Annotated in this window: 9 protein-coding genes; 2 read left to right on the forward strand and 7 right to left on the reverse strand. The window is 71.1% G+C overall.

The features are described from left to right. Nucleotides 1-51: 51 nt before the first annotated feature. From ACWDAK_RS09845 to ACWDAK_RS09860, 4 genes are all read right to left on the reverse strand, one after another. A complete protein-coding gene (locus tag ACWDAK_RS09845; protein ID WP_427394022.1) occupies nucleotides 52-4998 on the reverse strand; it encodes an NAD-glutamate dehydrogenase in 4947 nt (1648 codons plus the stop codon). A 476-nt stretch (nucleotides 4999-5474) separates the two neighbouring features. Continuing rightward, nucleotides 5475-6131, reverse strand: coding sequence for an HAD family hydrolase (locus tag ACWDAK_RS09850; RefSeq protein WP_344636348.1), 657 nt, complete (start codon nucleotides 6129-6131; stop codon nucleotides 5475-5477). Nucleotides 6132-6232: 101 nt separating this feature from the next. Continuing rightward, nucleotides 6233-6742, reverse strand: coding sequence for a DUF6912 family protein (locus tag ACWDAK_RS09855; RefSeq protein ID WP_344636349.1), 510 nt, complete (start codon nucleotides 6740-6742; stop codon nucleotides 6233-6235). A 128-nt stretch (nucleotides 6743-6870) separates the two neighbouring features. Continuing rightward, the gene (locus tag ACWDAK_RS09860; protein ID WP_427394023.1) at nucleotides 6871-8145 is read right to left on the reverse strand and encodes a patatin-like phospholipase family protein; all 1275 of its coding nucleotides are present in this window, start codon (nucleotides 8143-8145) and stop codon (nucleotides 6871-6873) included. A 329-nt stretch (nucleotides 8146-8474) separates the two neighbouring features. Here ACWDAK_RS09860 and ACWDAK_RS09865 point away from each other — a divergent pair, with 329 nt between their 5' ends. Continuing rightward, complete coding sequence (locus ACWDAK_RS09865; protein ID WP_344636351.1) at nucleotides 8475-9110, forward strand: Rv3235 family protein; 636 nt, start codon at nucleotides 8475-8477, stop codon at nucleotides 9108-9110. 149 nt (nucleotides 9111-9259) lie between these two features. Here the strand turns inward: ACWDAK_RS09865 and secA are convergent, their stop codons facing one another. Both secA and ACWDAK_RS09875 read right to left on the reverse strand, forming a co-directional pair. Beyond that, nucleotides 9260-12043, reverse strand: a complete 2784-nt coding sequence (secA, locus tag ACWDAK_RS09870; protein WP_344636352.1) for a preprotein translocase subunit SecA — start codon at nucleotides 12041-12043, stop codon at nucleotides 9260-9262. 217 nt (nucleotides 12044-12260) lie between these two features. Continuing rightward, nucleotides 12261-12623: a hypothetical protein gene (locus ACWDAK_RS09875; protein WP_344636353.1), complete on the reverse strand. Its 363-nt coding sequence runs from the start codon at nucleotides 12621-12623 to the stop codon at nucleotides 12261-12263. 84 nt (nucleotides 12624-12707) lie between these two features. Between ACWDAK_RS09875 and ACWDAK_RS09880 the strand changes: the two genes are divergently transcribed. Continuing rightward, the gene (locus tag ACWDAK_RS09880; RefSeq protein WP_344636354.1) at nucleotides 12708-13889 is read left to right on the forward strand and encodes a winged helix-turn-helix domain-containing protein; all 1182 of its coding nucleotides are present in this window, start codon (nucleotides 12708-12710) and stop codon (nucleotides 13887-13889) included. A gap of 43 nt (nucleotides 13890-13932) precedes the next feature. On the opposite strand, the gene ACWDAK_RS09885 is transcribed toward ACWDAK_RS09880, so the two are convergent. Continuing rightward, nucleotides 13933-14700: a response regulator transcription factor gene (locus ACWDAK_RS09885; RefSeq protein WP_344636355.1), complete on the reverse strand. Its 768-nt coding sequence runs from the start codon at nucleotides 14698-14700 to the stop codon at nucleotides 13933-13935. Between the last annotated feature and the right edge of the window lie 87 nt (nucleotides 14701-14787).

Below are 14787 nucleotides of genomic sequence, written 5' to 3' on the forward strand. Positions count from 1 at the left end.
GGGCGGCACCGGGAAGAACCCGGTACCGCCCTCGTGAGGCCGTCGGCAGACTCAGCGCATCGAGCCCGTGCGCAGCAGCGTGCGGATCACCCGCATCGCGACCGAGAGGCTGGACAGCTCGTAGTTGTCCGAACCCCTTATGTCGTCGAGCGTGGTGCGTGCCCGGCTCAGCAGGGTGCCGTTCTCCTCGGCCCATGCCTCGTAGCGCTGCTCGGGGGTGGCGCCCTCGGGACCGCACGCCAGGATGTCGGCGGTCAGCGCGGAGTGGGCCGCGAAGAGGTCCTCGCGGATGGCCGCGCGGGCCATCGAGGACCAGCGGTCGGTACGCGGCAGGTCGATGATCCGGTCCAGCAGGTGGCTGATCTGCAGGCGGTCGGCGAGGTCGTAGTAGAGCTCGGCGACCTCGGCGACCTCGGCGCCCGCGCTGTCCGCGACCCCGACCATGTCCAGGGTCGGGAAGGCCGAGGACAGGCCCGCGATCCGGGTGGCCAGGCCCTCCGGGACGCCGGCCTCGGCCAGCTCCTGGTAGACCGAGTCGAACCAGGTCAGGTCCTCGCCGCGGAGCGGCTTGGGCAGGCTGCTCCAGACCTGCTCGACACCGTCGCGGAAGAACTCGATGGTGACGGCGATGTCCAGCGGCTGGCGCCGGTTGTTGAGCATCCAGCGGGTGGCCCGCTCGACCAGCCGGCGGGAGTGCAGCCGCATCTTGGTCTGGATCCGGGCCGACACCTGGTTGTCCAGGCCCTCGACCTCGTCCCAGATGGTCTCCAGACCGAAGACGGCGCGCGCCGCGGTGTGCGAGCGGACGATCTCGGCCATGGTCGCCCCGGTCTCCTCGCGGAGGCGGAAGGCGAAGGTGCAGCCACCGCGGTTGATCGTGTCGTTGACGATCAGCGTGGTGATGATCTCCCGGCGCAGCGGGTGCTTGTCGATCGCCTCGGGGAAGCGGGTGCGCAGCGCGGTCGGGAAGTACTCCTGCAGCAGGGTGCGGAAGTACGGGTCGTCCGGCAGGTCGGTGGCGAGCAGTTCCTCGGCCAGCACGATCTTGGTGTACGCGAGCAGTACGGACAGCTCGGGCTGGGAGAGCCCGCGGCTGGACGCCTGGCGCTCACGGATCTGGCGCTCGGTCGGCAGGAACTCCAGCGCGCGGTCGAGCTGGCCGTCCGCCTCCAGGCGGTTGATCATGCGCGAGTGCACGTTGACCAGGCTGTGCGCCTGCTTGACGGCGTTGGCCAGCACCACGTTCTGCGCGTAGTTGTTGCGCAGGACCAGGTGGCCGACCTCGTCGGTCATCTCGGCGAGCAGGGCGTTGCGCTGCTTGACGGTCATGTCGCCGTCGGCCACCAGCTGGTTGAGCAGGATCTTGATGTTCACCTCGTGGTCCGAGGTGTCCACACCGGCCGAGTTGTCGATGGCGTCGGTGTTGATCCAGCCACCGGTGCCCTCAGGGCCGCCCGACGCGGCGTACTCGACCCGGCCGAGCTGGGTGCAGCCGAGGTTGCCGCCCTCGCCGATCACCCGGGCGCGGACCTGGGAGCCGTTGACCCGGATGGCGTCGTTGGCCTTGTCGCCGACCTCGGCGTTGCTCTCCGCGGCCGCCTTGACGTAGGTGCCGATGCCGCCGTTCCAGAACAGGTCGACGGGCGCCTGCAGGATGGCCTTCATCAGGTCGGCCGGGGTGAGCTTGGCCGACTCGACACCCAGTGCCGCGCGCACCTGCGGGCTCAGCTGGATCGCCTTGGCGCTGCGCGGGAAGACCCCGCCGCCCGCCGAGATCAGCGACTTGTCGTAGTCGTCCCAGGAGCTGCGCGGCAGCTCGAACAGCCGGCGGCGCTCGGCGTACGAGGTCGCGGCGTCCGGGTTCGGGTCGAGGAAGATGTGCCGGTGGTCGAAGGCGGCGACCAGGCGGATGTGCTCGCTGAGCAGCATGCCGTTGCCGAAGACGTCACCGGACATGTCGCCGATGCCGACCACGGTGAAGTCCTGCGCCTGGGTGTCCACGCCCAGCTCGCGGAAGTTGCGCTTGACGGACTCCCAGGCGCCCCGGGCGGTGATGCCCATGCCCTTGTGGTCGTAGCCGGCCGAGCCGCCGGAGGCGAAGGCGTCGCCCAGCCAGAAGCCGTACGACTCGGCGACACCGTTGGCGATGTCGGAGAAGGTCGCGGTGCCCTTGTCGGCGGCGACGACCAGGTAGGTGTCGTCCTCGTCGTGGCGGACCACGTCGGCGGGGTGGACGACCTTGCCGGCCTTCAGGTTGTCGGTGATGTCCAGCAGCGCCGAGATGAAGGTCTTGTACGAGGCGATGCCCTCGGCCAGCCAGGCGTCGCGGTCCACCGACGGGTCCGGCAGCTGCTTGGCGACGAAGCCGCCCTTGGCGCCCACCGGGACGATCACGGTGTTCTTGACCATCTGGGCCTTGACCAGGCCGAGGATCTCGGTACGGAAGTCCTCGCGCCGGTCGGACCAGCGCAGACCACCGCGGGCGACCTTGCCGAAGCGCAGGTGCACACCCTCGACCCGGGGCGAGTAGACCCAGATCTCGAAGGCCGGGCGCGGGGCCGGCAGGTCGGGGATGGCCTTGGGGTCGAGCTTCATCGAGACGTACGAGTGCCAGTTGCCCTCGGCGTCGTGCTGGAAGAAGTTGGTCCGCAGGGTGGCCTTGATCAGGTGGAGGAAGGAGCGCAGGATGCGGTCCTCGTCCAGCGAGACGACCTCGTCCAGGGCGCCGTCCAGCTCCTCCAGGATGCCCTCGGTCAGCTCCCGGGCGCCCGACTGGTGGCCGGGGCTCAGGCGGGCCTCGAAGAGGTTGACCAGCAGCCGGGTGGTGTGGGTGTTGTTGCGGAGCGCGTCCTCCATGTAGTCCTGGGAGAAGGTGCTCCCGGCCTGGCGGAGGTACTTGGCGTAGGCGCGCAGCACCATGGCCTGCCGCCAGTTCAGCCCGGCGGTCATGACCAGCTCGTTGAAGCGGTCGTTCTCGGCCTGGCCGGTCCAGGTGGCCGCGAAGGTCTCCTGGAAGCGCTCGCGGGCCTCCTCGGTGAGGCCGGTCACCTCGCGCAGCCGCAGGCCGAAGTCGACCACCCAGGCGGTGGTGCCGTCGGCGCGGGTGAGCGCGTACGGGTGCTCGTCCAGCACCTCGACGCCCAGGTGCTGCAGCACCGGCAGGACCTCGGTGAGCGAGATCGGGCCGCCGACCCGGTAGATCTTGAAGCGGCGCTCGTCGTCGCCGGCGCCGACCGGCTGGTACAGGTTGAGCCGGAAGTCGCCCTCGCCGCTCAGCGACTCGATGTGCTTGAGGTCGGCGACCGCGGTGCGCGCGGTGAAGTCGGCGCGGTAGCCGTCGGGGAAGGCGTTGGCGTACTTGCGGCCCAGCTCGGCGGCCTTCTCCTCGCCAAGCTCCAGGTGCAGCTGGTCGTGGAGGCCGTCCATCCAGAACCGGGCGGCCTCGACCAGCTTGGCCTCGATCCGCTCGATGTCGGTGTCGGAGAGCTGGGGCAGCTCGCTGCCCTTGGCGACCCGGACCACCAGGTGGAGGCGGGTGAGCACGGACTCGGTCGAGTAGATCGTGTAGTCGATCGTGTCGCCGTTGAGCTCGTCCTTGAGGATCGCCGTGATCCGCTCGCGGACCCGGGTGTTGTACCGGTCGCGCGGCAGGTAGATCAGCGCGGAGAAGTAGCGGGCGTACTCGTCCTGGCGCAGGAACAGCCGCAGCCGGCGGCGCTCCTGCAGGTAGAGCACGCTGGACGCGATGGAGAGCAGGCCCGCGGCCGGGGTCTGGAAGATCTCGTCCCGGGGGAAGGTCTCCAGGATCTGCAGCAGGTCGCGGCCGTCGTGGCTCTCGTTGCTGAAGCCGGAGTCGGCCAGCACCTCCTGCACCTTGCGGCGGACCACCGGGATCCGGGTGACCGACTCGGTGTAGGCGGCCGAGGAGAACAGGCCGAGGAAGCGGCGCTCGCCGATGACCTCGCCGTTGGCGTCGAACTTCTTAACGCCGACGTAGTCCAGGTAGGCCGGGCGGTGCACGGTCGCACGGCTGTTGGCCTTGGTCAGCACCAGCAGCTTCTTCTCGTGCGCCTTGGCGCGGACCGGGGCGGACAGCCGGCCGAACGCCTCGCTGACCGGGTGGTGGTCGGCGTCGTGGCTGACCGGGTCGGAGCGCAGGATGCCCAGGCCGGTGCCGGGGACCGCCCGCAGCACCTCCTCGCCCTGGTGCTCGGCCAGCAGGTACTCGCGGTAGCCGAGGAAGGTGAAGTGGTCGTCGGCCAGCCAGCGCATCAGCTCCCAGGCCTCGCCGACCTCCTGCTCGGCCAGGTGGGCCGGGGGCTGCTCGGCGAGCTCGTCGGCCAGACGCAGCGCGCTGTCGCGCATCTTGGTCCAGTCCTCGACGACCTCGCGGACGTCGCCCAGGACGCGGCGCAGGTTGGCCTCGATCGAGCGGAGGTCCTCGCGGTCCGTCTCGCGGTCGATCTCGATGTGCATCCAGGACTCGACCACGGCGTCGGCCGGCCACTCGGCACCGGCGGCCTGGCTGCGGGCGCAGGCGTCGATGTCCAGGATCTCCAGCAGCTTGCCGGTGATGTCACGCCGGACCACCAGCTGCGGGTGGACCACCACGTGGATGCCGCGGTCCTGGCGGGTCAGCTCGTTGGTGACCGAGTCGACCAGGAAGGGCATGTCGTCGGTGACCACCTCGACCACGGTGTGGCCGCAGGACCAGCCGTTCTCTTCGACGGTCGGGGTGTACACCCGGACCTCGGCGGTCCCCTGGGGCCGCTTGAGCCCCAGTCGGTAGTGGGAGGCGGCCGCGCCGTAGACGTCGACCGGGTCCCGGTCGATCAGGTCCTCGGGCGCGGTGTGGAGGTAGTAGTGGTGCAGGTACGCGGTCAGAGCACCGTTGCTCAGGCCCTCCCCCTGTACCGCTCCCCCCACCTGGCTGTTCTCAGCGGCTGCTGCTGCCTTGGTCAGCAGTTCGGCCTTGGCTGCGTCCAGCTTGGTCTGCATGGCTGTCTGGCTCCTGTCGCGCGCCGTTGCGTGACTCGGTGGTGTCGGGTGTGCACCGCCGGGTCTGTCTGCAATCCTCCCTCATGATCCAGATTCCGCCCTAATGGGTGGTTACGAAAGGCGGCCATGTCACGCATGACTTGCCCTCCATCTGGGTACGTGAGGTCGATTGGCCTGGATTGCCAACCCGACGACGCCAGAAAGCCTAGCCGCACCAAACGAAGGTGTCAGGGGACACCGAGGCACAAAGTCGTAGGAAGACCGAGTCCACCTGGACATCTTGTCCAAAGTCACCTGGCGCCTTGTCAGGCGCTGTCAGATTCAGCGCGCCTCCAGGGGTCCGAGCCGCGCCCGAGCCGCGCTTCCGGCGGCTGAACCGCCGCTCCCCCGCAAGCCCCGTCCGGGGGCGCGCGGAACCGGATGCGGAACCGCACGCCCCGTGGCCGGAGGCAGCGGAGCCGGCTCGGCGAATGGCGTCACACGGTGATCCGCGCCGCCAGCTCCACCGCCTCCGCCAGGGTGTCCACCACCGGCACTCCGACCTGCTCCAGCTTGGCCCGGCTGTGCGAACCGCCGGTGTACAGCACCGCGTGCGCACCCGACTCCAGCGCCGCCAGCGCGTCGTCCGCCGCGTCCCCGATCAGCACGGTGCGCTCCGGCTCGACCTCGGGGGCCAGCGCCGCCAGATGCCGGACCAGGAAGCCAGCCTTCCGCCCGCCCGCGTCCCCGACCCGGCCGTCCACCCGGACGAAGTGCGGAGTGATCCCGAAGCCGTCCACCACCGGCACCAGCTGCTCGTGCTCGTACATCGACAGCAGCGACTGGCTGTTGCCCGCCGCCTGCCACTCGCGCAGTAGCGCCGGCACGCCGTCGGTGAGGCCGCACCGGTCGCGCAGCTCCGTGTAGCGGTCGTGGAAGACACCGTCCAGGTGGTCCCACTCCGCCTGGCTCGGGGCGCGGCCGAGCAGCCGCTCGTAGAAACGCGGGACCGGGACCTCGTACGAGTCCCGGTACTGCTGCAGGGTCATCGGGGCGACCCCGATCGTGGCGAAGGCGGCGTTGCTCGCCTCGAGCACCGCCTCCATGTCGTGGAAGAGAGTTCCGTTCCAGTCCCAGATGATGTGAGTACGCACCCGGGAACGGTAGCCGGACCCCCTGACAGGCAGGCACGCCCGGTCCCCGCCCGACCGCCCGGCAGGCGGCCAGGAGGCCACGCGATCAGGCGATCAGGCGATCAGGCGATCAGGGACGGGATCTCCTGGGTGGCGAACCAGAGCAGGTCGTGGTCCTCCGCGCCGTCCACGGTGAACTGGGCGTCCGCGTCGCCCTTGTCGGCGGCCTCGACCGCCTCGGCGGCGGCCGTCACGTCCTCGATCACCTCGGTGTCGGCGGCATCGGCGTGCACGGCGGCGGCCTTGGCCAGCCGGACCGGTTCCTTCAGCACCACCCGGCCGAGCGAGGCCTGGTCCTGGTACTCGTCGCCGGGAAACGGCGCCACCGCCGCATCGGGCACCTCGACGGCCACCACCACCCGCCGGCGCGGAGCCTCGGGATCGGCGGCGAGCAGGCGCAGCGAACCCTGCGCGGCCCGGTTGAGCGCCGCGTACTCCAGCTCCTCCAGGTCGTCGCTGACGTACCACTCGCGCAGCGCGGGAGTGACCGCGTACGCCGCCGACTGGTCGAGTGCACCGCCCGGATGCGCCGCCGCCAGACCGTTCAACGTGGTGGGCACGTACACGCGCATCGGGGGCACTCCGGTTCTTCGGTTTCCTCGGACGGCTGATCAACACCGCGCACCAAGAATACGGCCCGCACCCCGGCCTTCCCCGCCGGGCGAGCGGCGGAGAGCCGGACACCTGCACGGACCGAACGTCAGCGTACGGACTCGAGGGCCGTCCGGCTGGTCCGCAGCGCGGTCTCCAGCACCGCCGGCCGGCGCGCCGGATCCATCATGTTCGGCCCCATCACCGCGAGGTCCTCCAGGGTCGGCGCGAGCAGCCGCACCCGCACGCCCGAGTCGCGCAGGCGCCGGGCCTCCCGGAGCATCTGCCGGGTCACGGTCCGCCGGTAGCGGCTGACCAGCTGCGCCAGGACGCCCTTCGGCCGGTCCCTGGCCCGCCATTCGCGCAGGGCGGCGACCGTCCCGCGGCCCGCGTCCACCCGTGCCGAGCCCGCCCACGCGGGACGCAGCGCCATCGGCGCCAGCACGTACACCTCGTCCAGCTCGCGCTCCGCCATCAGGTCGGCGTTGGTGGCCGACCAGCAGCCGCCGTCCACGTACGGGCTGCCCGCCACCTCCACCGGCGCGAACCAGCCGGGGATCGCACAGGAGGCCATCACCGCCTCGGCCACGTCGGCCTCCGGCGCGTCCGGATCGCCGAAGACCACCCGGCGACCCGTGCGGTAGTCCACCGCCGCGACCCGCAGCCCGGACCCGCGCGGCCAGCCGTCACCGTCCACCAGCCCGCGTACCAGCTCGCCGACCGGCGCCACCGAGCCGCGCCCGGTCGGCACCACGGCGGAGACCATGGTCAGGAACGGGTACTCGCGCGGGTGCCGGACGGCGTCCCGCAGCAGGCCGGGCGAGCCGATCCCGGGACGGGGGCGCGGCGGCAGCGCACCGCCGACGGCGGTGTCGTAGTCGAACTCCACTCCGGCCAGCGGACCGGTGCGGATCGGCAGGCCGCGCTGGTGGTCCCGCAGTTCCTCGGCGCGCACACCGGCGGCCAGCATCGTGCCCAGGATCGAGCCGGCGGAGGTCCCGAGGATCACCTCGGCGCGGCCGGGCTGCCAGCCGGTGCTCTCCTCGATCGCGCACAGCGCCCCGATGGTCCATGCCGCGCCCAGCATCCCGCCGCCACCGAGCACCAGGCCGCGCCGCGCCCCGTCCACGCCCGGGCCGGCCGGCCCCCCGCCCGTCCGCGCGACCACGTCCACGGCGGCGCCGTTCACCACCCTGCCCCCGGCGCGCCCCGGCTCCCGCTCGACCGCGGCCCTGCCGGCACGGGCCGGCTCACCCCCGCCGTCGGCGCCGCTCCCGGTCCTCCCGGCTCCGGCACCCGCCGCGGCGGCCGCCGCGGACGCGCCGGTCGCCTTGACGGACCCCGCCGCCGTCCCCGCCGACTCGGCCGAGGGCTGAGTCACCATTCCGCTGCCGCCTCTCCGGTGTCCGGATCGTCCTCCCCGATCCTCCCGGCTACCAACCGGTACAACCGGAACGGCACCCGGGCCGCGCCGCGATCGGGCACCCAGCGTACGTCCCCCTTCGAGCGCCACCGAACTACCGCTGGCGTCAACCGGTGGCCCGGATGCCCGGCCCAGGAGCCCTCGGGCGGCAAGGGACGTCACCCGGATAGGTGACTCCCTGTGTGGCCCCGGCGCTGCGCCGACGGGTGATTGCCGCCCCGTGGCGGCACGGGTACCAAGGTCTTCGACAGGCCAAGCCACCCCACCGACATCCGCCGGAGGTACCGTCCATGGTCGAGCCCGCAGCCGTCCCGCAGCTCGCGACGCTCCGCGCTCCGCGCGTACGCCCCCTGGTGCACACCGCCGCCGGACACCCGCACTCCCGGCGCCCGCTCCCGCGGCCACGCACGTGCACCGCCCCGGCACCGACCACCGTCACCTCCCCGATCACCGGCAGCGTGTCGACCGGCCCCGTCGGCGCCGCCTCGAAGGGCCCATCCACGACCCCGGCCCCCCTCCACACCCCCGCACCGGTGCGTGTCCCGGGCGAACCGCGGCGCCCGCGCCACCCACGCGCCGCCTGCGCCCCGGCGCACGGCGGCGGCCACAGCGAGCTCGCCGCACGCTTCGCGCACCGGCTGGTGGAGGTCCTCACCGGCCGCCGTCCGGCCGGACAGCTCCAGCGGCACACCACCGTCCCCGGCTACCAGCAGCTCACCGCCCTGGTCAGGAGCGGCCCGCTGCGCCCGCGCGGCCAGGTCGTCGGCCACCGGCTCGGCCAGGTGTACGACTCCGCGCCGGCGCCCGGCGCGCTGGAGGTCTGCGTACGGGTCGAGTTCGGGCACCGGCACCACGTGGTCGCCTTCCGCCTCGAACAGCACCGCCGCACCGAGCAGTGGCAGTGCGCCGCTGTCGAAGCCCGCTGAGCGCCCGAAGGCAGATCAACGCCCGGGATCCACCCGGGGACGCACGGCCGCCCGAGCACCCCGTCCGAGCCTCCAGGGTGCGAACGCCACCGGGCGCCACCCCCGCACAAGCGGGAGGTGGCGCCCGGTGAACCGGCGTTGGTGAAGCGTCAGGCCTTGCGACGGCGCCCCTTGGCCGCCTTCGCGGCCTTGCGGCGCTCGGCCCGGGTCATCCCGTCGCCCTCGAAGTCGGCCGCGGACTCGTCGAAGTCGCCCTCGATCACCGTCTCGTCGCCGTCCACGGTGGGAGCGGTGTAGTGCAGCCGCTGCGGCTTGGGAGCCTCCAGACCCTTGGCCTTGATCTCGGGCCGCGCGGAGTCCCTGGCGAGCTTGTCCAGCATCACGCCGGTCTCCTCGATCTCCGCCTGTTCCTGGTCGGCGACCGGGACCTCCTCGACCTGCTGCTCGACCTGGACCTCCAGGTTGAACAGGTAGCCGACGGACTCCTCCTTGATGCCCTCCATCATCGCGGTGAACATGTCGAAGCCCTCGCGCTGGTACTCGACCAGCGGGTCGCGCTGCGCCATCGCCCGCAGGCCGATGCCCTCCTGCAGGTAGTCCATCTCGTAGAGGTGCTCGCGCCAGCGGCGGTCGAGGACCGAGAGCACCACCCGGCGCTCCAGCTCACGCATGATCTCCGACCCGAGCTGGTCCTCGCGGGCACCGTACTGGGCCTGGACGTCCTCCTGCAGCACCCGGATGAGGAACTCGGGGGTGAGCTCGGACGGGCCGCCGGCCTCCTCCTCGAGCTGGTCCAGGTCGAGGGTGAGCGGGTAGAGCTGCTTGAGCGCGGCCCAGAGCTTCTCCAGGTCCCAGTCGTCCTCGAAGCCCTCGCCGGTCGCGGCGTGGACGTAGGCCTCGACGGTGTCGTCCATGAAGTGGCCGACCTGCTCCTGGAGGTCCTCGCCCTCCAGCACCCGGCGGCGCTCGGCGTAGATGACCTCGCGCTGGCGGTTGAGCACCTCGTCGTACTTGAGGACGTTCTTGCGGATCTCGAAGTTCTGCTGCTCGACCTGGGTCTGCGCGGAGGCGATCGCGCGGGTCACCATCTTGGACTCGATCGGCACGTCCTCGGGCACGTTGGCCATCGAGAGCACGCGCTCGACCATGCCGGCCTTGAACAGGCGCATCAGGTCGTCGCCGAGCGAGAGGTAGAACCGGGACTCGCCCGGGTCGCCCTGACGGCCGGAGCGGCCGCGCAGCTGGTTGTCGATCCGGCGGGACTCGTGCCGCTCGGTGCCCAGCACGTAGAGGCCGCCGAGCTCCTGGACCTCGACCTGCTCGGCCTTGACGGCCGCCTTGGCCTTCTCCAGCGCACCCGGGAAGGCCGTGTCGTACTCCTCCGGGCTGTCCGGGGTGATACCGCGCTGGGCCAGCTCGGCCGCCGCGAGGTGCTCGGCGTTGCCGCCCAGCATGATGTCGGTACCGCGACCGGCCATGTTGGTGGCGACGGTGACGGCGCCCTTGCGGCCGGCCTGGGCCACGATCAGCGCCTCGCGCTCGTGGTGCTTGGCGTTCAGCACCTCGTGCGGGACACCGCGCTTGCGCAGCTCCTGGGACAGGTACTCGGACTTCTCGACCGACACGGTACCGACCAGCACCGGCTGGCCCTTCTCGTGCTTCTCGACGATGTCCTCGACCACGGCGGCGAACTTGGCCGGCTCCGACTTGTAGATCAGGTCGGGCTGGTCGATGCGCAGCGGCGTCTTGTTGGTCGGGATCGGAACGACACCGAGCTTGTAGATCTGGTGGAACTCGGCCGCCTCGGTGGTGGCGGTACCGGTCATGCCGGACAGCTTGTCGTACAGGCGGAAGAAGTTCTGCAGGGTGATGGTGGCCAGGGTCTGGTTCTCGTTCTGGACCTCCACCCCCTCCTTGGCCTCGATCGCCTGGTGCATGCCCTCGTTGTAGCGGCGGCCGGCCAGGATGCGGCCGGTGTGCTCGTCGACGATCATGACTTCGCCGTTCATGACGACGTAGTCCTTGTCCCGCTTGTAGAGCTCCTTGGCCTTGATGGCGTTGTTCAGGAAGCCGACCAGCGGGGTGTTCACCGACTCGTAGAGGTTGTCGATGCCGAGGTAGTCCTCGACCCGGGTGACGCCCTCCTCCAGGATGCCGACGGTGCGCTTCTTCTCGTCGACCTCGTAGTCGCGGTCGATCTTCAGGCGCAGCACCAGCTTGGCGAAGTCGGCGTACCACTTGGTCGCCTGGTCGGCCGGGCCGGAGATGATCAGCGGGGTGCGGGCCTCGTCGATGAGGATCGAGTCGACCTCGTCGACGACCGCGAAGTTGTGGCCGCGCTGGACGAGTTCGTCCTTCGACCAGGCCATGTTGTCGCGCAGGTAGTCGAAGCCGAACTCGTTGTTGGTGCCGTACGTGATGTCCATCGCGTACTGGCGCTTGCGCTCGGCGGGCGACATGTTGGCGAGGATCACACCGACCTCGAGGCCGAGGAAGCGGTGCACCCGGCCCATCCACTCCGAGTCGCGCTCGGCGAGGTAGTCGTTGGTGGTGATCAGGTGGACGCCCTTGCCGGTCAGCGCGTTGAGGTACGCGGGCAGGGTGCCGACCAGGGTCTTGCCCTCACCGGTGCGCATCTCGGCGACGTAGCCGTAGTGCAGGGCCGCGCCACCCATCAGCTGGACGTCGTAGTGGCGCTGACCGAGCACGCGCTTGGCGGCCTCGCGGACGGTGGCGAACGCCTCGGGCATGATGTCGTCCAGGCTCTCGCCGTCGGCGAGGCGCTGCCGGTACTCGTCGGTCAGTGCGCGCAGCTCGTCGTCCGTGAGGTTGACGAAGTCCTCTTCGATGGAGTTGACCTGGGCAGCAATCCGCTGCAGCTTGCGAAGGATCTTGCCTTCGCCGGCGCGCAGGATCTTGTCGAAGACGGACACTAGAGCGGGCTCCTTGCCTGGATCGGCGCTGGACTACTGCGAGGCGGGACACCCCACCGTACGGGCCATCGTATGCGAGGAGGCCAATCCGGTGGGAGGTGCGTCAGCACGCTATTCCCGTGTCACCCGGGAGAGGAATACCCCCTAGCCGCCCGCTCGTGGACAAAAGGGGCGCCGGCCAAGGCAGTTCGCCGCGGATGAGGACGCGGATGAGAATTCAACGGGGATCCACCAGTTCCGCCGCGAAGACGGTGCCGAGCGGCTCCGGGCCGATGTACTGCTGGCAGTTGCACGGCCGCGGCTCGTAGCGCAGCGGCTTGCGCTCCGCGTCCCAGGCGACCGGGGCCTCGACCTCCTCGTGGCAGCGGCCGGTCCGGTCGTGCTTGGCGAGGTGGTGGGTGCAGCCGCAGATCGGCTCCGGCGGCCGCTTCGCCGCCTCCAGCTCGCGCCGCTGCCGCTCGGTGGCCTGCAACAGCTCCAACTTCCGCTTGTGCCTGGTCCTGAGCACGTAGCGCAGGTTCCGCTCGACCCAGCCACCGCCGATGACCACGGCGGGGATGACCGCCCACAGCCAGCCCATGTCCTGCTCCCCCTCTGTACGGTGCGCTCAGGGTATCGCCGCCGGGGGCGGGCGTTGTCAGTGCCGCGTCCTAGGCTCGCGGGCATGACCATCGTCGCGACGCTCTCCGCCGACCAGGCTCGCCGGATCGCCCTGCGCGCCCAGGGGCTGCTCGGCGCTCCCGACCGCAGGGCCGGTGTGCGCGGCGTGCTGCGGCACCTCGGCGCGGTACAGCTGGACACCATCTCGGTACTGGCCCGCTCGCACGAGCTGGTTCCGTACGCGCGCCTCGGCGCGGTGGGGCGGGGGGCGGTCGAGTCCGCGTACTGGGGCGCCGGGAGCACCTTCGAGTACTGGTCGCACGCGGCCTGCATCCTGCCGGTGGAGGAATGGCCGCTGTTCGCCTTCCGGCGCCGCCGCTACCGCGACCGCGGCCACCTCTGGGGCCACCAGGTGGCGCCCGAGACGTACCGCCACGTGCTGGACCGGCTGCGCGCCGAGGGGCCGCTCACCTCCACCGAACTGGGCGGCGCCAAGAAGACCTCGGAGTGGTGGGACTGGTCCGACACCAAGATCGCGGTCGAGCGGGCGCTGGCCTTCGGCGACGTGGTCTGCAACGAGCGACGCGGCTGGAAACGGGTCTACGAGCTGGCCGAACAGGCCGTCCCCGCCGAGCTGTTCGGGCGGGAGCCCGCTGACGAGGAGTGCCTGCGGCGGCTGGTCGCCCAGGCCGGGGCCGCACTCGGAGTTGCCACCAGGGCCGACTTGACGGACTACCACCGGCTCAGGGCCGACCAGGTCGACTCGGTGCTGGCCGACTCCGGCCTGGTGCCGGTCGAAGTGGCGGGCTGGGACTCGCCCGCCTGGGCCGACCCGGCGGCGCTGGCGGGCGAAGGGTCGATCAGCGGCTCCGCCGCGGGGCGCGGGCGGCACCGGACGACGCTGCTCTCCCCCTTCGACTCGCTGATCTGGGACCGCGCCCGGACGGAGCGGATCTTCGGCATGGCGCACCGACTGGAGGCATACACCCCCAGACACAAGCGGGTGCACGGGTACTTCGCGATGCCGCTGCTGGCGGGCGGCCGACTGGTCGGGCGGGTGGATCCGGCCCGCGCCGGGCGGACGCTGGTGGCCCGTCAGGTCTCGCTGGACGCGCCGAAGCACGTCGAGGCGCTGGCCGGGGCGCTTCGCGAGGCCGCCGAGTGGGTGGGCTGCGACGCCGTCCGGGTCGAGACCCTGGCCGACGAGAGGCTCCGGCCCGCCCTGGAGCGGCTGCTGGAGCAGTGACCTGGAGTGCGCTCGGCGACGCGCGCCGCAACACGGCCGCGGGTCAGCCTATTTCGAGGATCTTCTCCCGCATCGCGTAGACCACGGCCTCCATCCGGGAGTGCAGCTGCAGCTTCTCCAGGATGTTGCGGACGTGGTTCTTCACGGTGTTCTCGCTGATGAACAACTCCTTGGCGATCTCCCGGTTGTTCATCCCGGTCGCCACCAGCTTGAGCACCTCCAGCTCGCGGTCGGTGAGCCGCGGGGCAGGGACCAACTCCCGGTCGTCCGAACGCCGTTGGATCATCGACTTGAACTCGGTGAGCAGCTTGGCGGCCATCGACGGGCTGATCTGCGACTGGCCGTCCGCCACCGCCCGGATCGCGGTGGCGACCTCGTCGGTGGAGATCTCCTTGAGCAGATAGCCGGTGGCCCCGGCCTTGATCGCCTCGTAGAGGTCGGCTTCCTCGTCGCTTATCGTCAACATGATGATCTTGGCGCTGGGCACTACGTCCTTGATCGCGGTGCAGGCCTCGATCCCGCTGCGCCGGGGCATCCGGACGTCCATCAGAATGATGTCGGGCAGCAGATCGGCGGCCTTGAGAACGGCCTCGGCGCCGTCTCCGGCCTCGCCGATGACCTTGATGTCCTCCTCCTCGGCCAGCACGATCTCCAGGCCGCGGCGGAACAGCGCATGGTCGTCGACCACCAGGACCCGGATCGGTTCGGCCTGGTCCGGCGGGCACTCCCGCGGTGCGAACTCGCCCGCCCGCTCCCGGTTGCGCCCTGCACCGATGCCTCCCCCCGCACCGGGCCTGAAGTGCTCCCCCATCCGCTCCTCCCCCCTCGTCGGTCAGTGTCCGAGCCATCATTCCACGGCGGACCCGACCCACGGTCACCCTCCGGTACCGGACCGCCC

Source organism: Kitasatospora sp. NPDC001175, from assembly GCF_053598215.1.